The following is a 22,834-nucleotide window of genomic DNA, read 5'->3' as shown; positions in this document are numbered from 1 at the left end:
ATAAGCACTCATAATGGCCAAAAAAAACAACTTAGCTTCAGAAGATACCTCTGTAGACAACTCTGTAAATAATGCGCCTGAGGCTTTAGTGGATGCGCAGACAGTGCCACTATCACGTCTACATTTGGCGCAAAAACATAGTTATTCACCAGATACTGATTCAAATAGCCTGTCTAAAACTGAGCAGATTCATATTGATGATAAGTCAGCGATGTTGGCAGTTGAGGCAGCGGTTGCGATTGTTATTAATGGTATTCATTATGCGATACTGATGGCAAGCCCCTATCAGCTTGAATACCTTGCCATCGGTTTTTTATATAGTGAAGGTTTGATTCAGCATAGCCATGAGCTATTAGATTGGAATGTGAGCCAATTGACAGACGCTGAAAGTTATCAAGATTCTTTCATTCAAAATTCTTTTACCGAAGCATTTTTTACTCACAATGTAACCGATGAGCCAATGAGCGTAAATCCGCTCTCAGAGCAGCTACAAGACTATGATGTCTATATGGTGGAATTGGTATTAAACCAGCGCTGTCATCAGCGTATTCAAGCACAAAGGCGCCAGCTCGCAGGGCGCACAGGATGTGGCATGTGCGGTATAACAGGACTGACGCAAGCACTGCCCGATTTAAGTAGCTATATGAAAAATGAGCGACATAAGAAACAGTCTCTCACAGTAACGATGCCTAGTCTCGATAGTTTGCTTGCAATACGCGCACAAGTAAATGCTGCACAACATACTCATCAATTGACAGGCGCTGTTCATGCTGCTGCAACTATGCACGAGCAGCAGTTGTATCTATTTGAAGATGTGGGACGTCATAATGCACTCGATAAACTTATCGGCTGGCAACTGCGCCATAAAGCAGATGTTGTCTGTGTGGTGATGACCTCACGGCTATCTATCGAACTGATACAAAAATCCATTCGTAGCCACATATCTTGGCTAATTGGCATGTCCGCACCGACAAGTACAGCGGTACGTGTCGCTGAGCGTTATCGATTGGGGCTGGCTGGTTTTTTACGTGATGACCGCGTCACTTATTATACAGGTCATACAGACTTTTAAGACATCGCACTCTTTGTCACTTTAACCTTCGATTAAACTGTTTACTTTAACTTCTCATTACCAAAAAGTTCAGCAATGGCTCTATCTGAGTCATAAATGGTCTGAATAACCGTTAATATAGGATCAAATTATGACAACTTAGTAAATAAGCAGCTTTTAATTAAAAAAGGACTTGTAATTTAAATTATTTTTGCTAATATAGGCATCCTTGATTGGCTGGGTGGCAGAGTGGTCATGCAGCGGACTGCAACTCCGTTAACGCCGGTTCGATTCCGACCTCAGCCTCCAATTATTTAGTTAAAAAATTTATTAGTATTACGTTAATTTTAGCTTGCTTTATCAACGTAAATGCTTATAATAGCGACCACTATCTAACAAGTAAAATGCTTATTTATTAGCGCTTACTTAGCAGATAATACAAGTTTTGCCCGGGTGGTGAAATTGGTAGACACAAGGGATTTAAAATCCCTCGCTAGCAATAGCGTGCCGGTTCAAGTCCGGCTCCGGGTACCATTATATTAAAAGGCCTCCAAGCAATTGGAGGCCTTTTTCTTATTCTATATACTCTCTTATTAAACTAACATTCCTCTTTAGACTCCTCCTCCCTAAGACAATCTGCTATTAACTGGCCAATTTTACTGTTAGATGCCCTTCTCACGTATAGGGTAATAGGCTATATTAACAATTTGAGCTATGCTGAAGCAGCCGTACAACTAAACTTGGTAAACTGACGACTCGATGAGGAGTTTACCATGACGAAGAAAATTAGAACTTATAGCACAGAATTTAAAGCAGAAGCTGTTAAGAAGATAGCGGACAATAACGGTAATATTTCAGCGACTGCAAAACAGCTAGGCATAGCCATACAAACGTTATCCAATTGACACAATAAAGCTAATCAAGGCAAGCTTGTCGGCACAGAACAATACAATCCTGAGCTTATGGCGGCTCTTCAGGAAATCAAGCAGCTCAAGCGACAGCTTAAGGTGACTGAAGAGGAACGAGAGATACTAAATGAGGAGGGATAGAGCGAAGCACTGCTTCGCCCCGACGCAAGATGAGAGCTATGCTCGAATGAGGCCACCGCGTACTTTGCGAAAAACAGTCAATGAAGTACGCCTTTATCAAAAACAACCAGCACTTCTTTAGGGCGTGTCCTCAATTCATCTTGCAATGAATGATAGTGCACGCTAGGTAAAGCATGGACTTGAAGTTGCGAGCCAACTTCTCATAGCGAGTCGCGATGCTGCGGAAATGCTTGAGTCTCGCAAACATATTCTCTACTAAATGACGTAACTTGTATAAATAACTATCAAATTCTGGATTAGGCTGTTTGGCATTTTTTCTTTTAGGGATGACAGGTACCATATCGTGGGTACGAGCTTTGTCTCTGATAACTTCTGAATCATAGCCTTTATCAGCAATAAAGTAGTCGGCTTGACCTATGAGCTCAATCAATTCACCTGCAACTTGACTGTCATGGACTTCACCTCCAGTGATTTTAAAATCGAGCGGATATCCATCGGCATCACAGGATAGGTGTATCTTTGTAGTTGCTCCACCACGGCTTTGTCCAATTGCTCGATCTTCACCAAGCCGAGCTCCACTTGCATGCTGGTGACAGCGTATATAACTTCCGTCGATGAATACCCATTCCGTATCAATTTCTGCTCAAAGGCTAAAAAAAATTTCTCCCACAAACCCGTCTTTGACCAGCGATTAAAACGGTTGTAAGCGGTCTTCCACGGGCATAACTCTCTAGGTATGTCACGCCAAGGAGCGCCTGTACGGAGCTTCCAAAGAATAGTTCCATCACTTCGCGGTTCTTATCTTTTTGATAGCAACCATGTTGCGCCATAGTCACTAGTAGCTGTTCCCAGAGATTATCGGTTAATGCTTGTCTGGCCATCTTTCCTGAATACCTATCGATCGCTAAAATATAGGCATTATTTTAGCGAATATCATCCCTTTTTCCAATTAGGGATACGCCCTAGTTTTACTACTACGTGCCGTGTATTAAACATAAAGCCCTCAAGCTACTATGACTGGGTAAGTCGTAACATCAGCGACCAGCAGATACACCGTAACCACTGTGAGCTATTAGTTAAAGCCTCTCACAGTGAAACTAAAGAACGTTATGGTGTTGATTGACTGCATGCAAAGCTAATAAGAGCAAGGCCATGACATTAGCTTGTACATGGTCAGACGTATCAAAGAAGAGCACGGCATCAAATGCGGTCGCCACAAGCGCTTTAAAGTCACTACTGACTCCGGTCATAACAAACTTGTCTATCCAAACGTGCTGGATCAGCAGTTTGATGCTAAGCGTCCTAATGAAGCGTGGGTCAGTGACATTACTTATATCTGGACAAATGAGGGCTGGTTGTACTTAGCAGGGGTCAAAGACTTATACACCAAAGAGCTTGTCGGCTATGCTATTAATAAGCGCATGATCGCTGATTTAGTTTGCAATTCATTGAACATGGCAATCAAGAATAAACGACCAAGCCAAGGGCTAATTGTGCACTCTGATAGAGGCAGTCAGTACTATAGCCATGCTTATCATAAAATAATTAAGCAACATCAGTTTAAAGGCTCAATGAGTGGCAAGGGTAACTGTTTCGACAACGCACCGATAGAAAGCTTGTGTATCAACAAAATTATGGAACAAGGTTGGATGCCATTAGCGATCTTATTGGTTATATTGAGCTGTACTACAATGAGAAGCGATTAGCAAAGCAAGAGCTGTGCTCGCAGTGGAACGAGAATTCAAAAGGGTTTGGGCTATAAATCGCCAAGACAGGTATGGTTTGACTTTTATCGTCAAGCTGCGTAATCAAAATCTCCCAAGTTTAACTGTACGGATTTGACGGCAGGGGTCAGTTTCGTATGAGACACAAGGTAGTAGTATTTGGTCAAATTCTAGCTTGGATGTCCTACTTGATGCTAGGACGATAATTTAGCTCTATATTAACTAATTAACTAATTACCTACTTGCTTTGCTAACCAAATAAAAAAACTGCTACCAAACAACCAAAAAAGACCTAAGCCAAGAGACAAGACATTTAAGACTAGCCATTTGTAATTATTTTTGATTATCAACAGAGCCGTCTCTTCTGTGAGATTAGGATACATAGAACCTTTTCCTTTCTTGAACATCGGAAAATACCCCTTTCTTTTATATATGAGATGATATTGATAAAATATAACATTAGCGATTGAAGTCATGAATAACATCTCATACATATTTAGTTTGCTCTTATAACGACTCTCATAGCCATAGAGATACTTACATAAAGACTTTAAATTCTTTTGTGTATGGCTAATCGCCATTTGATGTGAAATCATCCAAATGATAATACCTCCTAACCATGAGATAATAGCAGTCCACTCTATGATATTTTTCCAATCCATCAGATTCTCTCATTAATCAAATCAGCTACTTCTTCCCCGCCCATACTACCTAAAATCCCACCTGCAACTCCAAAACCAGCAGCAACTACACCAATCACTATAAACCCAACTCCCCCCGTTCCCACACCTATGACGGCAGTAGCTAGAGCCGCCCCACCTGCTCCACCCACCCAACCACCTGCCAAACCTCCTTCCAGCTTTAATGTCTCTGTAATGACGGTCTTCCTAATATGATCGATATCACCCGAATCATATGCCTCCTTTACATTCATAGTTGCATCGCCAATACTGACTGCTACAAGAATATTTCCTCCACCCTCTACTATTTTAGTCATCTTTCCCAGTTTCTTAAAGTTTTTAACATAAGCACCGATTCCTCCCTTATATCTTGAAGACCTTATGATCACATCTTTTCTAACCTGCTTTCTAATATTACTGGCGGTGAGACCTGTTTCGTACTTAAAATAACTTTGAGAAAATGCATTATCAAAATCTTTAATTAACTTAGGATAGGATTGTCTGAATGAATTAAACTTCTTAGGATTATCAAGCTTAGATTTTACTGGCTTACCATGCTTATCATAAGTTGTTTTTCTTGCATCTTCATAAGCCTCTACGAGTCTAGTATAGGCTTCTGTAACTTTAGCATTATTAGTTTCATTAAATGTTATGATACCCTGAGAAATACCGGCAGGGATTGCTGCATAGTTAAAACCATTTGATGGTTTATCTGCATTTTTCACTTCATCTTTAGTCAAAGCTACATAATCTACTTTTCTTAACATATCATGTAAAAAATCTGCATTAGATGCAAACCTTTCAGGATTAAACTCTAGTTCTTTCTTTACTTTATCAAATTCTATTTTGGCAGCCTTAGCATCTTTTTTCATTTTCGCTAGTTCTTTGTTCTTATCATTTGACGTATTCGATAATATTACGAAGTCACCGGGCTGTAAGCTAAGAACTGGTGTACCAGTTAAATGCGAATTATTTGATCGAAATATACTTTCTTCTTTATCTGTAGGCTCATTTTTATATATTTTTTTAAGAAAGCTTTCAATTGAATACTGCTTATCGATTATTATCCACCCAACCTCAGTAGTATCAATCAATAACTTCCTAATAGTATTTGGATCTTTTTTGGTTCCTGCAATAGTGGTCTTTAACTCATATTCACGAAATACTCCTTTGCTCTTGTTTGGTGTAGCAGAAATGTTCTTTACCAGCTTTCCATTCACTCGAATAAGATAATTTATCTGTTCAAATGACCCTTTAGGCAACTGACGCTCTAAAGTTTTATACTGAACGTTGAAATTTTGGTTTTTATATTCTTTTGTTTTAGTACCTGTTGTTCTTTGATGTGTTGCTTCACCGGATTTATATTTTATTATTAAGTCATAACGGAACTTATGAATGTCTACCGTGCTGGGTACTTTAAATATTAATCCTGTATATTGAGTTGCCATAATTATTTCGCCTCCTCTGCGTCATTATCATTGTCATTGTCATTGTCATTGTCATCCAACTCTTCCATTTCATGCACAATGACATGCAACTCATAGTCTTTTAATTCATCGTCAACAATTAAATTTAACTTGCCTTTATAATCAGTAGTATGCATCTCACTTGAACCGTCAGGCTTAATCAGCATACATTTAGTAAAAGCAAGCGGCTTATCATCTTGGTCATGAATAATATAACGAAGATAATAATCTAAGTTTTCAGGTAGCTTCGCCGTTGGCAAATGCACGGCAGGAAAACCTAAACCACCCCCACTCCCCCAATCCACTTTACTAGCCTTATAGCCCACTTGAGCAGGCGTAATAAACGTCACATTGCCACCTGATATCTCAATACCACTGCCTGCTGCTTTTAGGGTTAACGTATCAGGCGCGATGATCTCAATACTGTCTCGGCTATGGATACGCAGTACTTGCTCACTATCGAGGCGCATCTGATTTTGATGGGCTTGTATGGTCACATCACCATGGGCGGCAGTATGGGTTTGGGATTTGTTTGAGTAGTAGTGAATATTGCCTGCTACCAGTTGATTCATCTGGGTTTGGCTGTGATGATGGGTGTTGTCGGTGGCGTGGCTATGCGTGCTTTCTGTACTGGTATGCTGACTATGTTGTCCACTTAACAGTGCGAGATGACGCTGGGAGTCAATGAGCAGGTTGGCTTTTTGCCATTGTCCAGATTCGCTAAGCGTAATATCGTTAGTGTCTTTGCTAAACTGGGCAAACGGTGTTTGCTGCTCTGCGGTGTTATTGGCTTTGCTGCTGCCCTCTAGTCCCACTGGCTGATGAGTCTCGGCAAGCTGCGTGTAGGCTTGTTGATGCTGGTCAGCAGCTTGCAGTTTGCTATGGCTGTCATGACTCATGTGCCGCTTTGATTGACTGCCTGATTGATGGCTACTAATATGAATACCTGTACTGCCTTGCACATTGGCGGCGGCTTGGCTCTCAATACTGATACCTTGTCCACGGGCTTGACCACGAGTGTGGTCGCTATGCTGATACAGATGACCGATGGTTAAGCTAGACTGGAAGCTGCTGCTATAAACGTTAATCTGTGGACTGTCAGGATGAGCGTCAAACATCAGCTGGTTATAGCCATTAATAAGGCTGTCTTTGGTCGCCTCCCCTGTTCGACTACTATCGATACTTTGAGTCTTGATGCCATCAATAGGATGAGCATGGCTTTGATTGATAAACCAAGCTGGACTGGTGGCGTCAAGGGTATCGGTGTCACTTACGATGCTATTATGCTGAGCATCAGAATTACCTTGACCATTGTGAGTACTGCCGATAATGATGGGATGGCTGATGTCGCCGCCAATGAAGTCGATAAGGACGTGTTGACCATGACGCAAAGGGTGGGTTTGTCCCATGTGATCGGCAACTAAATGACTGGCAATCGGTATCCAGTGCGCGCTGTCTTGGCTTTGATGGCTGTTCTGATTATTGCCTTCTTGCTCACTTTGCCAGTGGTATCTAATATGGGCACGGTGGTTGCGGTCATTAGTAATGGCGCTGCTGTCCGTATCAATAATACTGGCGCTCATAAGACCTGTCAGACTCGGATGCGGTGGTCCAAGTTTAACAAGATGTTCGCCATAAGGAATATGATGATGGTGCGGAAATGGCAGGTAGCAGGCGTTGATGTGATGGACGTTGTTGTCATTGTCGTCATCATTTTCATGGTTCGCATTGGACTGTAAGGTAATAGGATCAAAGGGGGCTATACCCAGCCAATCTGCCGGAATATGATTGTTAATGTGCTGATGAATAGATACCAGACTGATGGGATCGGTTAAGTAAGGGTTGCCATCGATATGATGCGCGCTTGGCAGATTAAGATGACGGATATTGCCGGTTAAGCTGCCTAGATTGGCACGCTGCTGCGCGTTCTGCTGGTAGCGGGTGGCAAGCTTATCGAGACCTTCATTATCAAAACGGCTATGACTGTGCAAAAAGCGACTGTGAATATTGGGACTGTCCGAATCAATTGCTTGTTCGCTACTGCTACTGCCGGTATAGGTACTCATCAAGCGACTGTCATAACGATGTAGATCACTCTGCTGGGTATGCTGAGCAATACGGGGGCGAATGGCAGTGATGCGGTCTTGTCTATCAGCAAGGTTGGCAGGGTTTTGACTTAAGATGCTTTGAATATCATCTATGTCTGGACGTAAGATTTCGCCATCACTAGGTAGTAAGACTAGAGTGTGCTTGTCGTTCTCATGACGGTAGTAGCCCGTGATGCCGTAGAGGGCAAGGTATTGGGTCAGATAGGCCAGATCGGTTTGGTTGTATTGGACGCTGTGCTGGATATGGTAGTTGCTGTCATCACTGAGGCGCTCGTCAATCTCAATGTTCATGCCGTACGGGCTGATGATTTGGGTGATAAGCTCACTGAGGCTGAGATGATGGTGACGGCGGTTATGGCTAGACAAACGTAGCTGACTTAACATAGGCTCGCAGGTAATGCGGTAGGCCGCCATACCACTGTTGCTACCGAGGGCAACTGCTTCGGTGATGATACCGTGACGGGTTTGGCTTGGTAGTATGGCGTCACCCGTGTGCCAGTGAATGGCTAGGTTTTGGCCTAGCCATTGCTTTATATCCAGTCCTGCTCGTGGATGCAGTAGGATAATGCTAATACGGTAGCCACAATACAGAGCAAGCTGGCGCTGCTGATAGGACTGCTGTCGTTGGTCTTGATGATACGGACTTGGATAGGCATTAGGCGCTGGCATAAGCGCGGGCTTACTCCAAACACTGTCGGGCAATGGCATCCCAAGTAAGCTTTCAACCAAGTCAGCCTGCTGAATGAGACTGGTGGCAATATCAGGATGGGCACTACTAAGTTGCACATGCCGCTTTGTTTGAGTCCATACCATGACAAGCCCTTCTCTATCAGTCCAAAGGTGGAAAGTTTAATATTGCAAGATCACAAATTGTGTATAGATTGCCAGTTAATCAAGCATTCGTTAGTAATTGATTCAGCTACTAACCATCGTCAGATGAATCACGCTTGGGTTGAATGCCAATCATGTCAGACAGTGTCGAAAGCTGGTCTTCGTTTTTGATAATATGGGTGAGCCATTGATCCAGCGGCATATCAGCCCAATCAATCGCACGGCCAAGTAAAAATGTCACTGGACTGTGCGGCTCATTGGTCGCAAAGTAGTCTTGAATTTGACCCAACAATTTAAGCGCTTGCTGACGATTGCTTTGATGATCACGGTTGCTAGGATTAAAACTGGTTGAGGTAACATTTTTTGTGCTAACGGATTGTCCACTACTATCCGATATCGCACTTTCACTATCACCCATCCTGTTTATAGTATCGGCTACGCTATCTTGAGCGGACATACTATTATCATCAGAATACTCTGGTATCAACGGACGCAAATGTTGGGTCAGTGCCACCAATAAATCCGTGACTGGTGCGAATACTGGTGCATCCATACCCATCAGATTATTGAGCTGGTCGGTCAGTGTCTGCCACTGCTCAGTAACTGCCCTAAGATTGGCCATGAGTGCTTGTTGCCAAGTCTCACTACTGGTCTTTATGGCATGATTATAGTCACTCAGCGTTAGCTGATTGGACGTTTCGCTATCGGGGTTTTGCTGACGCTGTTTATCATGATCACGAGCGGTTAGATAGTAGTTATAATTGTAATTTCCTGCTTTGGTATCAGCGAGCGATAGCTGTTTGATATCATCAGTAAGCGCCTTAACGAACCATGACAGCAGCCCTGCCCTGATATCCATACTGTCTTCCTCGCCATCTAGTGGCGGATACATGGTCAGCCAATATTCATCATTCAGTGCCTGCAACAGACTCAAACCCTGACTAATACCTGCTAAATGGTCGGTATGACTTAACGCATCGACATACCAAAGTGCCAATTTCATGTCTTTACTGGTATGACTGAGCAAATCGGCACACTGGTTTTTTACAAAGTCCCAGTCAGCGACTTTTAGCTCAGTGACCCAATTGCCTTGTGCCAATAATGGATCATCCTCTTGACGAGCAGCAACGATGGCATCGATACGTGGATCAAATATCAGGTCTTCACCGACGCCATGATGACTGCCATCAATTGGCGCGATAAGCGCATCAATGTTGATTACTAAAGAGTTATCAGTGTTCATTATAGTGACTCCTCTTTAATAGCCTTTTTACTGGCTGTTTTTTTCACTGGCGGCTTTTTAACGGCAGGCTTTTTAGCTGAAACTGGTTTGCTTGGCGATTTCTCAACCTGATCTCCGGTTTCATCTTCACTGTATTGCGCCATTTGATTGAGCGCCACGACGGCATCAGTATCGAGACGATAGGCAAAATTATCGTCCTCATCGACGAATACGTTTATCTTCTTTAGCACACTCTGACTGTCATCATGAGCAAGCAGCTGACCCGCCAGCTGCGGTAGCAAGGTATGACTGATAATCGCATCGGCATTACGTGCACCAGAATCGACCTCGTGACAACGCGATAAAATCAGCTCGATCACTTCAGAATCAATGACACAAGGGACGTCATAATTGTCATGAATACGCCCAGTGATTTTATCCAGCTTTAAGCGAATAATTTCTGCCAGCGCGTCATCCGTTAACGGATAATAAGGAATGACCGTTAAGCGACCTAAAAACGCGGGTTTAAAGGCTTTGTACAGATGCGGATTAATGGCCTGTTTTAGGCTATCACTATCTGGCAGGTTAAAGTCCGTAATACTCGGATCAGTATTGATACACTGCTGCATAATCTGCGCTGAACCAATATTACTGGTCAATAAAATAAGGGTATTTTTGAAATCAATTAAACGCCCCTCGCTGTCTTCCATGACCCCTTTATCAAAGACTTGATAAAATAAATCCAATACGTCTGGATGGGCTTTTTCGACTTCATCGAGTAGCAACACGCTATAAGGGCGACGGCGGACAGCTTCCGTCAATACGCCACCTTCGCCATAACCAACATAACCTGGCGGCGAGCCTTTTAATGAGGCAACGCTATGTGCTTCTTGATATTCTGACAGGTTAATAGTAATGAGATTACGCTCACCGCCGTATAATACCTCGGATAGCGCCAATGCGGTTTCCGTCTTACCCACACCACTTGGCCCTACTAACATAAAGACACCTTGCGGACGATTGGGATCATCTAGGCGGGCTTTTGCGGTATGAATCCGCTTGACGATAGCGGCAACAGAATGATCTTGGCCGATGACGCGTGCTTGTAAGGTATCGGCCAAATTTAAGAGATGGTTTTTCTCATTACCTGCCATATCGTTAAGTGGAATACCGGTCCAATCTGAGATAATCTGCTTGATGACCTGCCGATCCAATACAGGATGAATAAGGCGCTGCTTATCTTGTATCTGTGTTAGCGCTTGCTCGATATTTTGATACTCAGCTTGTTTGTCCAAGCGCTCTTTTGCACTAAGGGTATCAGCAGTATTGAGCTCGCCATTCAGTTGTTGATTAAGCGCATCTAATTGATCATTAAGCTGACGCTGCTCATGCCAGCGGCTGGTCATATCAACAATGCTTTGTTGATTAGCCTGACGCTGCTCATCAAGGACAGCTATTTTTTGGCTGATCTTTTCTTTTTCGTCAACGCCGCCGATACGCTCAAGCTGCTGACTGAGATTATTGATATGTTGCTCTAGCTGCAACCCTTTGGCTTTTAATTTATCCAGCTGATTGGGCATGGCGGTCTTTGATAAGCTCACCCGTGCGGCCGCCGTATCTAACACACTGACAGCCTTGTCCGGTAGTTGCCTGTCACTGATATAACGTGCCGATAGCTCCACTGCCGCTTGTAGCGCATCGTCGTCTATTAATATGCCGAAATGATCCTGCATCTTGGCACTCAAACCGCGAATCATCGCCACTGCCGTTTCGATATCAGGCTCATCGACTTTGACCACTTGGAAGCGACGTGATAATGCCGCGTCTTTTTCGAAGTATTTTTTATATTCTGACCAAGTCGTTGCAGCGATGGTTCTGAGTTCACCGCGAGCCAGTGCAGGCTTCAATAAATTAGCCGCGTCATTTTGACCCGCCTGCCCGCCAGCACCTATTAGCGTATGCGCTTCATCGATAAACAATATAATCGGCTGTACCGAAGCTTGTACTTCTTCGATAACTTGCTTTAAGCGGTTTTCAAACTCCCCTTTGACGCTCGCCCCTGCTTGCAGTAGCCCCATGTCGAGACTACGTATCGTCACCTCTTTGAGCTGATCAGGTACTTGACCGGCGACTATCTTTTGCGCCAAGCCTTCTACCACTGCCGTTTTACCCACGCCAGCCTCACCGGTTAAGATGGGATTGTTTTGGCGACGACGAATCAAAATATCGATAAGCTGGTGAATCTCAAACTCGCGGCCAATGACCGGATCTATTTGCTCGGCATCAGCTTTAGCCGTTAAATCATAGGTATACTTATCTAATGCAGGGGTTGGCTTGGCATTTGCTTGCTCTGTGTCTAAAGACTCACGACTTCCTGCATGGTCATCAATATCAGCGCTTTTATTAGTCATATTAGCCGAGCCACTGCCTTCTGTACTACCAAGACATTGATGCTCATAATCATCTTTTAGGGTAAAACGATCGATATACTGGAGTTGCTCAGGAAGGGTTTTTAATAATACCTGATAACGCTCATACGCCAATAGCACTAGTAATATATGTCCAGAACGAATCTCTAGTGGGCTATTTTTATGGTCACTCTGACCATGTTGGCTGCTTGCCAGCTCCCATGCATCTTCTAACAGCGCCATCAAGTCCTGACTAAAAACAGGGGTTGAGCCTGTTGCCTGACCAAAAGTATTGAGCAGATCTGTTATGTCTGCTAGTAATGACTGCTGATTGATTTTATTCACTTTGAGTATTTGAGCCACATCACTGTGCGGCGTAGCAATCAGCTCATGCAATAGATGGACAGTGTCAACTTCGCGATGCCCGTTATTGATACAAAGCCTAGCCGCCTGCTGCAAACACTGTCGGCAACTTGGACTCAAGCGAGTAATTACAGCTTTTAACTGGCTCATAAACCTTTTCCTTTGGGATTCTCATTAGACTTAACATTATTTTTATTAAACGGATGTATCAAAATTAGAGTGGCTATTGAGAGTTATTAGTAAACAAGCAACTTATAGTTGATTCACTTTAAAAGCGATACGAGTGCTACTGGAGTAAATTTTTCGCAGCCTCTGTCACGCTTGCGAACAGCAAGCAAGAAAAATTTATAACAGTAGTACGTGGCTATTTACTTTATTACAATCGTATCGACTTTATTTAGAACTGCCTATATACAACTATTAACCGTGTCTTTTTTAGTAATATCTTTCTACTGAATAGGCAGCGCATAGCGGGTGTCATCATGATGCTGAGTTGCAGGCTGAGATACCAAAAACCCACCCTGCCCCAAGCCACCAAATCTACTCTCTGATAGTGACAAAGGGCTTATATATTGCTTGTCTAACTCCAGTTGCATCTCGACCGCCAAGCAGACACCGCACCATTTACGAATAAAATCAATAATCACGCGATACATATCGCCGGCTGGTAACAGTCTTAAATAGCGCTTGGCATCCAACTGATGAAATACAATTCTAATTTTGCTATCGAACTGTACGGCCCGCGCGCCGCAAAATGCAGATACCCCAAGTGCAGCATGCTGCCCACCGAGCGCCGTTTGCTCGCTTGCTGGTAGATCAAACCATTCTGGTACGAATTGCTCAACACTGACGGTGCTGTTCAAAAAATGCGACAACACATGCGACAACTGGTCAGCAGTCAAACGCCCTGGGGCAATCGTGCCAGCATAAGCAATCAAGCTATCGATTGCCGTTAGCTTCTTCGGCTGCCGTGCCAGCGCTCGCAAGCTCAGCAGATAGCTGTCTTTTTTATTGTTTAACTCATACTGTAATGGCAAGTTGTAAAACCAGCTTGCTTGCACATACAAATCTGTCAAACGATGATTAAACAAATCTAAAAATGCCGGTGCTGCTTTATCTTTTGCGTGATTTACCCGCGACGCCAGATGATCGGTATACATCGCTGGCAAGGCCGACAATGGACCAGTAAGTCCAATAACTGCGGGGCAAACTTCTATCTGCCTAGCCTTCAATAAACTAGCCTCTACTTGACCAGTCTTTACTGAATCGCCACCGTCTTCCATATTGTCTTGGGCAATGAGTGACATCGACTCAATTTCAGCTTGCGGATAAGCCAATGACAAGGAGGCACGGTAACGCACTTCGATAGGCGCATGCCCCATGCTGACTTCATGGCGAACCAAACGTAGCGCTTGCAATAACTCATAGGCTTGCGGCGCAGCGATTAGATCGGCTAAATAAGAGGACTGAGACCACTGCGTGGTTGACATCTATATATCTCCTCTTTGGTAACAGCATCACTTATAGACACCTCAACAAAGCTATTTAAGCTGGCGTGATAGCCAAAAACATGCGCCAATAAATGGGCAAACTGGCGGATACTGACCCCAGCAAAGTTCTTTTGGTTAATTTGAATATCAATCGCCGTACCGCGCACAAAACCCGGTTGCGGCAAACGCTGAATACGTCGAGCTTTGATACTGGTCGTAACGGAGACAATACCTTCGACCAGTAGTTTGTTAGAGGCAGATTGAGTAATATCATAGAGCGACAGATATTCTTTCATCAGCTCGGCATCTTGGCCAGCAAGCGATAAAAAGTTTAGGCTAATCAGCGATATCAAGCGCCAACGCTCTTCACCGGTGTATTCAAATCGCGCCGTTCTGGTGGGTTGCTTTAACAACGACAGACTGCTAAAGCCCGTCATCCCTTCACTAAACAAATCGCCGCGACTTTGACCGAATACAACCTGTGCTGGCAAATCTCTATTGGTACATAATAAAGAAGCACTCATGCTCACCGCGCCTGACAAGTCCTCACGGTTTTTCTCTACAAACATAATCTGATATTCAAAACCCTGCTTAAACTCAGCCATATCCTTGTCACGTTTGATATGATAATAACGACCAGCATCTTGTTGCTCATAGTGATTGAGCGCATAAAATGGATGGTATTCACGCTGTAGCAAACGATTGTCGCTTTGTTTGGACTCTATGACTTTATTGACCTCATAGATTTCATGCTGAAACAGCGCGCGGGTATCGGGTACCAAATCATAATAGATAGAACGATGGGTGACTTGAATGGGCTTGGCCGCGGCCTTAAATAAATTAACCACAGGCGTACAAAACAATTTAATACTGCTTGTACTCAGTTGTTGCAAGTTTTTTAGGCGGATGGTGTTTTTTTTATCAAACTTAAAATAGCAGCGAATCTCAAAGCCAGTACTATCAATTTTTAAATCAGGGCAAGTATGACCAAGATTGAGGCGTAAAAAGTTGAATTTCTCTGGAAAATAAAAGTATTCTTTTAACAAAGCAGAGGCCGCATTACTGACTCGATGACTGGGCAGAATTTGCTGCTCCGGGTCAAAGCCTATAATCTCAAACGGACTAGCGTTTATCTTATTGACTTGCCTACCATGAAGATGCGTTTGCTTAATATCACATCCTAGTAGATCCCACAGACTGGTGCCCTGACTGGCGTCTTCATCTATATACAAATCTAATGGATGATTCAATAATGCTTGATAATCAAAGCTCGAATTAAGCGCTTTAAACTTAATGCTAATGCAACCGTTAAGCAGTCCATGCTGATTGTCATACACTTCTTGGCGTGTCTCAAAGTCGACGCTGTCTATCTGTAGCGGCAGCAAGGTCACGTCTTGGGTTGACTGAAATTGACAAGGCGTGCCATTTATTTTTTGGCTGGCAAATGGGCTTCGTTTAGGAACTAAAATCGCTTCGCTCATCGCATTGCCTTGCATGCCTAAATTAAACTGCGCGATAGAGACAGATGGGAAAGGTTTGAGATAATCGGGATAGACGACTTCCAATAAAGACTCGGTAAAATCAGCATACGAGTCGTCCAGCTTTTTATTGATGCGCGCACTGATCAGTGAAAAAGCCTGTATCAGCCGCTCAATATGTGGATCATCTACCGTATCGTGTCCCATCAATAGCCGACTGGCTATTTTTGGATATTTTTTGGCAAACTCCTTTGACTGTTTATTAAACAGACTAAGCTCATGCTCAAAGTAAGGAAGTAGACTGTCCATAATGCCTCAATATATTTATCGCTGCCAACTGTGCAGATTGGACGATGATATCTTTTATTTTATTAAGTAACGCTGAGAGCTTGGCTCAAAGAATGCATCGAAACTGACCAGCTCTTGGGCGGGGTAAACTTTTAGTAAAGCTTCAATAGAAAAACACAGCTGATTGACATCGATGGCGCCAATATCTAACGATACTCGCACGTTTTTTAATCGGCTGTCTTGTTGCTCGACGGTTTGGGCGATTTGCCGACAGATATAATCACAATCAGCAGGATTGGCACTGCTTAAGCCCACAAAGTCCAATATGCCAAAGTTCAATATCGATGAGCGCACATGTTGATAAGCTTGAAGCTTACTGGACAACACACAGCGCGTATTTAACAATGCCTCTAAGTCTTGTGCGACCGAAGATTTTAACTCATCAATATTGAGGCGGCGGACCACGAGTTCATGCGCCAAATGACGAGGCTGATCATCAAATAGCTGTTCGAACAGGTTTGGGCGAAAACCGACCTCTTTGGCAGATACCTTAGCAGCGTAATTCATCGATACGATCACTCCCATTTGAAAAAAGAAAGGCCTAAATATAAACCTTTCTTTTTTGTCACAATAAATAGACAACACCTGAAACTATCTAGCTTAGGCGGTATAAGTAGCAGTGTTATTGGCTAGCGACCATTTCTTAGTGACAGCGCCTTTAGCAGTGCCATCGATATCTTGCTGGGTGTAAGTCCACTCAACAGCAGCATACTTGATGCCAAACTTTTCGATTGGTACGCCTTCTGAACGTACAGTCGGCTCAACACTCGCGATAAGCGCATGCTTAAGCTTTACTTCAAGATATTTAACACGTTTATCACCGTTGGCACGATAAAAATCAACTTGGATTTCATCAAAAGTATAGCCAGCAGAACAAGCTTCCCATAGCTTAGGGCTGGTTGAGTCCAAGTCCTTCATAAACGTCATGTCAGCATGCTCACAACGCTCAGAAGTATGACCACCAACGCTACTTGCTGTCGCTGATTTTGGCTGACGGATCAAATGATCCCAAGTATTTACTTCAAGCCAACCTTTATGCTCGCTATCACGAGACTCGCCATCAATTTTGTATTTGCCACGGAACTGAATATAAATATCTTTCATATCACATACCTTGTTTTGAGAAGTTTAAATTTAACGTTGGATTTTAATAAACGATCAGCTGTTGCTAGACTGCGGCAGTTGAGTGACCAGACGCAAAGAAACAGACAATTCGTCAAGTTGAAAGTGTGGTCTTAAAAATACCACTGACTTGTAGACTCCAGGCTTGCCCGGTACTTCTACAACTTGTACAGAAGCTTCGCGCAGTGGGTACTGGGCTTTTGCTTCTTGTGAGGCTCCGTCATCTAGCAACACATAACGAGAAATCCAGTCATTTAAAAACGACTCAACGTTACCAGGCGCTAAGAAACTACCAACCTTATCGCGCATCATCGCTTTTAGATAATGAGCAATACGTGACACTGCCATAATGTATTGCAGCTGAGTTGACAACACCGCATTGGCATTCGCATCATCGTTTTGGTATGTTTTGGCTTTTTGCACGGATTGCGCACCAAAGAAGGCCGCATAATTGGTGTTTTTGCAATGGACTAACGGAATAAAACCCAAATCACTCAGCTCTTTTTCACGGCGATCGGTAATAGAGATTTCCGTTGGACACTTCAGTGCCAAGTCCCCTTCATCTGTCTTAAAGGTATGGACAGGTAAACCCTCTACCAAGCCGCCTCCCTCAACGCCACGAATAGCGGCACACCAACGATAATCAGAAAAAGCTGAGGTCAAACGTGAAGCAAAGGCATAAGCGGCATTTACCCATAGATAGTCGCTATGATCTGTACCTGATACTTCTTCGGTAAAGTTAAAACCTTCAACCACTGTGCCATCTTTAGGGTCATAAGGCAGACGACCTAAGAAGCTAGGTACCGTCAGTGCGACGTAGCGCGCATCTTCTGACTGTCTAAATGCACGCCAGCGTATGTACTCAGCCGTTTCAAATATTTTTGATAAATCACGAGGACGACCAATATCAGTGAACGAATCAAGCCCAAACATCTCAGCAGATGCTGCCGATACAAAGGGTGCATGGGAAGCCGCAGCGACATGAGATAATTGCTCAAGTAGATACATATCTGAGTTTTGGCGGGTAAATTCAAAATCACCGACGATAGCGGCGTACGGCTCACCGCCGAAGCTACCAAACTCTTCTTCGTAGATTTTTTTGAACAAGGTGCTTTGATCAAAGTCGATCGAAGACTGAAAATCCTTGGTTAGCTCACGTTTATTAGTGTTCATCATGCGGATTTTAAGCATAGATTCCGATGGCGTTTGACTACATAAATAATGCAAACCGCGCCAGCTCGACTCCAACTTTTGAAACTCAGGCGCGTGCATGACAGTGGTCAACTGCTTAGATATCAACGCGTCAATCTGGGCAATACGGGCATCAATCGATGCGGCCAAATTATCTGATAATGTTACCGTACCTTGCATAACTTCATTGGCCAGCTCTGCGATTTGCGACATCGCACGATTTTTTTCATCATCGGATTTGGCAACGTTACTCTTATTGACGATTTCTTCGAGTAAGTCATAGCTTTCGCTATTTAACGAATCAGTTGCTATATGCTGCTGGGCTTGGGCATTCATCGTTTAATCCTCACCGTCAGTTTGATTTTGTTCTGCCATTTTTTTGACTTGTTCAGTATTTTTGAGCACATCGTCCAATAAGTCTTCAAGCTTTTCATTGGCCGATATCTTGTTGCGTAAATCTGCTAAGCGATCTCGTGCTTGTACCAATTTTTTTAACGGCTCAATCTGAGCAGCCACAGATTCTGGACGAAAATCATCGATACGATTGAATGCTAAATCAACCGCAAACTCGCCACCTTTATCGCTCAGGTCGTTTTTCACTCGGAATGTCGCACGCGGTGCTAGACCTGACATTACCTCGTCAAAAGTATCCAAATCCACTTCGACAAATTTTTTGTCTTTAAAGCGCGGTTGTTCAAGCTTAGAATCTCCTGAGAACTCTCCTAGCACGCCGACTACAAAGGGGATTTCCTTCGTTTCAATCGAATCGCCAACCTCGACGTCATAAGTAAGATGCACCCGAGGCGCACGTACTTTTGCGAGTTTCTTTTGCACACTGTCTTGCTTTGCCATAATAAGTTACCTCAGCAGTTTCTGGTTTCAACGTAATATACTGAATGGATCAGTGGATTTGGCGTTGCTGTTTCTGGGGGATGATGGTTTAGCCGGTTTGTTCACAGGCTTCGCTTTTGGTACTGGTCGTGGCGGTTGTTTTACTGCTGCTTTTCTTTTAGGAGGAGTCGCCTTTTTAACAGGAGTGGCTTGCTTTTTTACAGAGGCACGGCGCTGCGCTTTTGATTTGCTTGTTGTTTTAGTGTTTCTAGACTTTACAACTGGTGCAGGTGGTTTTGGCAAAGACTCATCGTAATTAAAACCGTAGATTTCACCATAGATTTTACTAAGAGCGTACTGATACTCTTTTAAAAACTCTCCATCGACCTCATCCGTCAAATAATCTGATCGCAATTGGCTTTGGGAGACAATAGCGCTGCTATTTAGCAATATCTTTTTCAGCTTAGCAGTATTTTGACCCAGATCAATTGCCTCATTGGCTGCATAGACAGCATAATCATGATAGCCATTGTTATAGTAAATCTGCGCCAGAATCTCCCATGCTAAAGAATCATTTGGATTGCTATCTAGCCTCTGATTGAGATCTGTAATCAATTGATGCAGTTGCACTGACTGTGCATCAGCACTCTTGAGCGCAGCAAATTGATTGATGATGCTAGCGCCTGGATCTTTCTCTTGTATCACAAGCTCACTATGCGCTGCACTCATCGCTGAGCCCATAATAAACAAACCCACCAAGAGCGCTTTAGGTAGCTTAAAACTGACTTTTATACTGCTATTTATACTGGTCATCGTAAGTCGTTGCTCGCCATTATTAGTATGAGATAAATGCATTTGTCTGCCCAAAATTGTTTTAATTAGACGTATTAATTAGGCTTGTGATATCAGTTAATGTGTCTTTAAACATTGTCTTATCACCGCTATCCATCAATGCATCGTCGTGATAAGCATCAATATTGCTCTCCATCACTTTGACTGCTGAGAGCATCGCAATCTGACGCGCGTCGATCATTTCGTTGTCAATACTAAGAGCTTCGTTCGCCGCTCTTAACGCCCGTGCATAGCGTTTCGCTTCATAGTTACTTTTAGCGATAGCCATCCACGCCTCAACATCACTTTGATTGGCATTACTCATCTCGGTGGCGTCAGACAGGTACGCGAGTGACGGCTCACTTAACTGTTTGACTATTGGTTGACTGTCTGTATTTTGCTGGCTTTCCTTGGTGGTCGTGCTACAGCCAGTTGTCAACAAAGAAGCGGTAAGCACAACAGATAGCAGACCTGCAGTTGTAAGTTTATTGTCTATAAGCTTGGTACGATAAATGTGGTTCATAAGCGCAGTATCATCACTAAAAGTATAAAGAGAAAACATCTAAAAACACTATTAATAGAACTAAAGTTCTTTATTTTTTAAAAATAATTGAGATTGATTATACATATACTTGACAATATTTCAATAAACTCTATAATTTTCTTAGTAAATAATTCAGTAACATCTCTATTCTAGCCATTTCCTTGGCATAAAATAAGCAGTCATGGTACCTCTATTATGCCTTCTCAGACCGCTCGTCTACATAAAATAGCCATTGATACCAGTATTTTAACTAAAAACGCCTTTTATCCTATCGCATTTTCTATGGTAAGTGGTGTTAACCAAGTTGATAGTATTAAAGTACTTTTGTTTGTTAATAATATATTACATTCGGACGATTGTTTATTATTAATCGACTCCCCTATATGCTTAACCACATTATCCGCTGATCGTACTGCTAGCGGTCGTACTGGTACTGGGCTGATAAGAGGGATAAAGTATCAGCAGTCGGATGGGGCGATGCATTTCTATACTTTAGATATCGTTAGCCCTGATTGGCAGTTGACCCAGTCGATACATACCCGTTGTTTTATCAATCAATCGACGCTCGATATTGTGACCACTATCCTTGGCGACTATGATGTGCAATGGCAAGTGTCTGAGTCCCTTTTATCATCAGACAATGCATCGTCAAAGCGCTTATATATACCGTTACCAATGCGTACCCAATCGGACGTCAGTGACTATGACTTTGTTACTGGACTGCTTGCTGATATTGGAGTGTCTACCTTGTGGGTATCAGGTGATTCAATTGATGAGCTTGGTACGTGGTGGCTGGTCAGTGACTTAGATGAAAGTGAGCTATTGCCACTAAGCTACCGCTACGCACAATCCTCGGTACAGTCAGGTCAAGACAGTGTGAATGCGCTACAGATGAGTGCTCGGCAACTTGGTAGTCATACGGTCATAGTACGGGCAGATGGTTTGGCAGCCGATACAATCTATGAAGGTCAAGCGGTAGATGAATCACCGTTAACGACGGATGACAGCACTGTACTACTTGCTGCACCGTCTCGAGTAAACAGCGATGAGGCCGCCACCAATGTTGCTAAACAGTGGATATGTGCCAATCGCTGCCACCGCGAAACCTATCAAGCGACTGGTGCCATGCGTGGTCTTAGTGTCGGTAGTCCTGTGAGTATTAACAATTTACCATCTATTGGCAGTCTATCTACTCATTGCATTGCTGTGACGACAATCGGTATCGAACCTGACAACGATAGCGTCTCTTATCATCATCAGGTATTTATTAAGCAGTGGTTACAGCGCACAGTGCAGCACATGCAACGTCATGTGACAAACGCCATTCATCTGTCTATACCTGATCATGGCTACGATATTGCCAGAGATACTGGGGTTTGGGTATCAGCCACTTTATTAGAAGCGACTACCCCCTACGCCCCTTATCCCAGCAAGCTCTCCTTTGTCAGCAGCACCTATACGGGTCTGACTCAAGCACGTACTGGCGACGCAAGCTTATCAGCCTCCCCCAGCTACGACTCTAGTGTCAGCACTGACAACCTACAACAAACCATTACTACGCCCGTTTGGTCAGGCATCAGCCCTCACGATGACGGCACTACCCCGCCCCTGCGCGCATTACAACTCTCATCGGGTGCGGCGCACGGTTGGCAGTTCGCCCCACGTCTGGGACAATCGGTACTGCTTAACCACTGGTACGGTGATATCGATAGTCCGGTAATTAGCCGTGCACTGTTCGACGGTATCGGTATGGGCGATGTCGATGAAAAAGATATCACCACTCGTGATAGCGGACTATCGAATAGACACAACTTGCAAGGCGGATCTTCCCCCAGATGGCATGGTGGTGGCCTCGGTCATTCGCAAATTAATGACGATGACAGCCACAGTGGCTGGATATCGGGTATCGCCCAGTATGGACTTAGCGCCGATTCTGAGGTGAGCCTAAGCTTTGATGATACACCGAACAAGATTGGTCTACAGTGGACGGCAAATAGTGGCACGCGAGCAAATGCTGAGACGCCAACTATTACAGACAAAGCTACCTTTGCCCCTGGTGAGCATGTATTAGAGCTTGGCGTACTACGTCATCGCTTT

Annotated in this window: 15 protein-coding genes, 2 tRNA genes and 3 pseudogenes; 6 read left to right on the top strand and 14 right to left on the bottom strand. The window is 43.6% G+C overall.

Annotated elements, in window-relative coordinates; translation table 11 throughout:
- Positions 1-13: 13 nt before the first annotated feature.
- From CAN34_RS01105 to CAN34_RS14355, 4 genes and pseudogenes are all read left to right on the top strand, one after another.
- The gene (locus CAN34_RS01105; RefSeq protein ID WP_089554072.1) at positions 14-1,072 is read left to right on the top strand and encodes a formate dehydrogenase accessory sulfurtransferase FdhD; all 1,059 of its coding nucleotides are present in this window, start codon (positions 14-16) and stop codon (positions 1,070-1,072) included.
- A gap of 214 nt (positions 1,073-1,286) precedes the next feature.
- Positions 1,287-1,360, top strand: a tRNA-Cys gene (locus CAN34_RS01100).
- Positions 1,361-1,498: 138 nt separating this feature from the next.
- Positions 1,499-1,585: transfer RNA gene (locus CAN34_RS01095), tRNA-Leu, on the top strand.
- Between the two features lie 239 nt (positions 1,586-1,824).
- Positions 1,825-2,219: pseudogene (locus CAN34_RS14355) on the top strand (transposase); the annotation flags it as partial.
- Between the two features lie 11 nt (positions 2,220-2,230).
- Here CAN34_RS14355 and CAN34_RS01085 read toward each other — a convergent pair.
- Positions 2,231-2,981: pseudogene (locus tag CAN34_RS01085) on the bottom strand (IS5 family transposase).
- A gap of 89 nt (positions 2,982-3,070) precedes the next feature.
- On the opposite strand from CAN34_RS01085, the pseudogene CAN34_RS01080 reads away from it, so the two are divergent.
- Positions 3,071-3,908 (top strand): annotated as a pseudogene (locus tag CAN34_RS01080) (IS3 family transposase); the annotation flags it as partial.
- Positions 3,909-4,054: 146 nt separating this feature from the next.
- Here the strand turns inward: CAN34_RS01080 and CAN34_RS01075 are convergent.
- From CAN34_RS01075 to CAN34_RS01015, 13 genes are all read right to left on the bottom strand, one after another.
- Positions 4,055-4,486 (bottom strand): hypothetical protein, encoded by a 432-nt coding sequence (locus CAN34_RS01075; RefSeq protein WP_089554071.1) that lies wholly within the window; start codon positions 4,484-4,486, stop codon positions 4,055-4,057.
- On the bottom strand, positions 4,486-5,952 hold the full coding sequence (locus tag CAN34_RS01070; RefSeq protein ID WP_089554070.1) for a hypothetical protein: 1,467 nt from the start codon (positions 5,950-5,952) through the stop codon (positions 4,486-4,488). Before CAN34_RS01070 ends, CAN34_RS01075 begins: the two co-directional genes overlap by 1 nt.
- Before the next feature lie 2 nt (positions 5,953-5,954).
- A complete protein-coding gene (locus CAN34_RS01065) occupies positions 5,955-8,891 on the bottom strand; it encodes a type VI secretion system Vgr family protein (protein ID WP_089554069.1) in 2,937 nt (978 codons plus the stop codon).
- A gap of 109 nt (positions 8,892-9,000) precedes the next feature.
- The gene (tssA, locus tag CAN34_RS01060; protein WP_089554068.1) at positions 9,001-10,152 is read right to left on the bottom strand and encodes a type VI secretion system protein TssA; all 1,152 of its coding nucleotides are present in this window, start codon (positions 10,150-10,152) and stop codon (positions 9,001-9,003) included.
- Complete coding sequence (gene tssH, locus CAN34_RS01055) at positions 10,152-13,052, bottom strand: type VI secretion system ATPase TssH (protein WP_089554067.1); 2,901 nt, start codon at positions 13,050-13,052, stop codon at positions 10,152-10,154. Before tssH ends, tssA begins: the two co-directional genes overlap by 1 nt.
- 299 nt (positions 13,053-13,351) lie before the next feature.
- Positions 13,352-14,392: a type VI secretion system baseplate subunit TssG gene (tssG, locus tag CAN34_RS01050; protein WP_089554066.1), complete on the bottom strand. Its 1,041-nt coding sequence runs from the start codon at positions 14,390-14,392 to the stop codon at positions 13,352-13,354.
- A complete protein-coding gene (tssF, locus tag CAN34_RS01045; RefSeq protein WP_089554065.1) occupies positions 14,356-16,179 on the bottom strand; it encodes a type VI secretion system baseplate subunit TssF in 1,824 nt (607 codons plus the stop codon). Before tssF ends, tssG begins: the two co-directional genes overlap by 37 nt.
- A gap of 54 nt (positions 16,180-16,233) precedes the next feature.
- Positions 16,234-16,725, bottom strand: coding sequence for a type VI secretion system baseplate subunit TssE (tssE, locus tag CAN34_RS01040; RefSeq protein ID WP_165767590.1), 492 nt, complete (start codon positions 16,723-16,725; stop codon positions 16,234-16,236).
- Between the two features lie 93 nt (positions 16,726-16,818).
- Positions 16,819-17,322 (bottom strand): type VI secretion system tube protein Hcp, encoded by a 504-nt coding sequence (locus tag CAN34_RS01035; RefSeq protein WP_079691437.1) that lies wholly within the window; start codon positions 17,320-17,322, stop codon positions 16,819-16,821.
- Positions 17,323-17,376: 54 nt separating this feature from the next.
- The gene (gene tssC, locus CAN34_RS01030) at positions 17,377-18,867 is read right to left on the bottom strand and encodes a type VI secretion system contractile sheath large subunit (protein ID WP_079691436.1); all 1,491 of its coding nucleotides are present in this window, start codon (positions 18,865-18,867) and stop codon (positions 17,377-17,379) included.
- 3 nt (positions 18,868-18,870) lie between these two features.
- Positions 18,871-19,383, bottom strand: a complete 513-nt coding sequence (gene tssB / locus CAN34_RS01025; protein WP_079691435.1) for a type VI secretion system contractile sheath small subunit — start codon at positions 19,381-19,383, stop codon at positions 18,871-18,873.
- Positions 19,384-19,410: 27 nt separating this feature from the next.
- Positions 19,411-20,217 carry a hypothetical protein gene (locus CAN34_RS01020; RefSeq protein ID WP_089554063.1) on the bottom strand — a complete coding sequence of 269 codons (807 nt, stop codon included), beginning with the start codon at positions 20,215-20,217 and terminating at the stop codon, positions 19,411-19,413.
- 19 nt (positions 20,218-20,236) lie between these two features.
- Complete coding sequence (locus CAN34_RS01015) at positions 20,237-20,716, bottom strand: tetratricopeptide repeat protein (RefSeq protein WP_123891895.1); 480 nt, start codon at positions 20,714-20,716, stop codon at positions 20,237-20,239.
- A 216-nt stretch (positions 20,717-20,932) separates the two neighbouring features.
- Between CAN34_RS01015 and CAN34_RS01010 the strand changes: the two genes are divergently transcribed.
- Positions 20,933-22,834: contractile injection system protein, VgrG/Pvc8 family (locus CAN34_RS01010; protein WP_133063012.1), on the top strand; the 1,902-nt coding region annotated here is incomplete at its 3' end.

Origin of the sequence: Psychrobacter sp. DAB_AL32B (genome assembly GCF_002224105.1) — a bacterium.
Taxonomy (GTDB): Bacteria; Pseudomonadota; Gammaproteobacteria; order Pseudomonadales; family Moraxellaceae; genus Psychrobacter.
The sequence above is the reverse complement of the archived record's forward strand: the minus strand, read 5'-3'. Positions and strand labels throughout refer to the sequence as shown.

Excerpts from the sequence above, each read along its gene's own strand:
- tssE (WP_165767590.1), bottom strand. The coding sequence starts at position 16,725 with ATGAATTACGCTGCTAAGGTATCTGCCAAAGAGGTCGGTTTTCGCCCA.
- CAN34_RS01070 (WP_089554070.1), bottom strand. The coding sequence starts at position 5,952 with ATGGCAACTCAATATACAGGATTAATATTTAAAGTACCCAGCACGGTA.
- tssB (WP_079691435.1), bottom strand. The coding sequence starts at position 19,383 with ATGGCAAAGCAAGACAGTGTGCAAAAGAAACTCGCAAAAGTACGTGCG.
- CAN34_RS01015 (WP_123891895.1), bottom strand. The coding sequence starts at position 20,716 with ATGAACCACATTTATCGTACCAAGCTTATAGACAATAAACTTACAACT.
- tssF (WP_089554065.1), bottom strand. The coding sequence starts at position 16,179 with ATGGACAGTCTACTTCCTTACTTTGAGCATGAGCTTAGTCTGTTTAAT.
- tssH (WP_089554067.1), bottom strand. The coding sequence starts at position 13,052 with ATGAGCCAGTTAAAAGCTGTAATTACTCGCTTGAGTCCAAGTTGCCGA.
- tssC (WP_079691436.1), bottom strand. The coding sequence starts at position 18,867 with ATGAATGCCCAAGCCCAGCAGCATATAGCAACTGATTCGTTAAATAGC.
- CAN34_RS01035 (WP_079691437.1), bottom strand. The coding sequence starts at position 17,322 with ATGAAAGATATTTATATTCAGTTCCGTGGCAAATACAAAATTGATGGC.
- CAN34_RS01075 (WP_089554071.1), bottom strand. The coding sequence starts at position 4,486 with ATGGATTGGAAAAATATCATAGAGTGGACTGCTATTATCTCATGGTTA.
- CAN34_RS01020 (WP_089554063.1), bottom strand. The coding sequence starts at position 20,217 with ATGCATTTATCTCATACTAATAATGGCGAGCAACGACTTACGATGACC.
- CAN34_RS01105 (WP_089554072.1), top strand. The coding sequence starts at position 14 with ATGGCCAAAAAAAACAACTTAGCTTCAGAAGATACCTCTGTAGACAAC.
- CAN34_RS01065 (WP_089554069.1), bottom strand. The coding sequence starts at position 8,891 with ATGGTATGGACTCAAACAAAGCGGCATGTGCAACTTAGTAGTGCCCAT.
- tssA (WP_089554068.1), bottom strand. The coding sequence starts at position 10,152 with ATGAACACTGATAACTCTTTAGTAATCAACATTGATGCGCTTATCGCG.
- tssG (WP_089554066.1), bottom strand. The coding sequence starts at position 14,392 with ATGTCAACCACGCAGTGGTCTCAGTCCTCTTATTTAGCCGATCTAATC.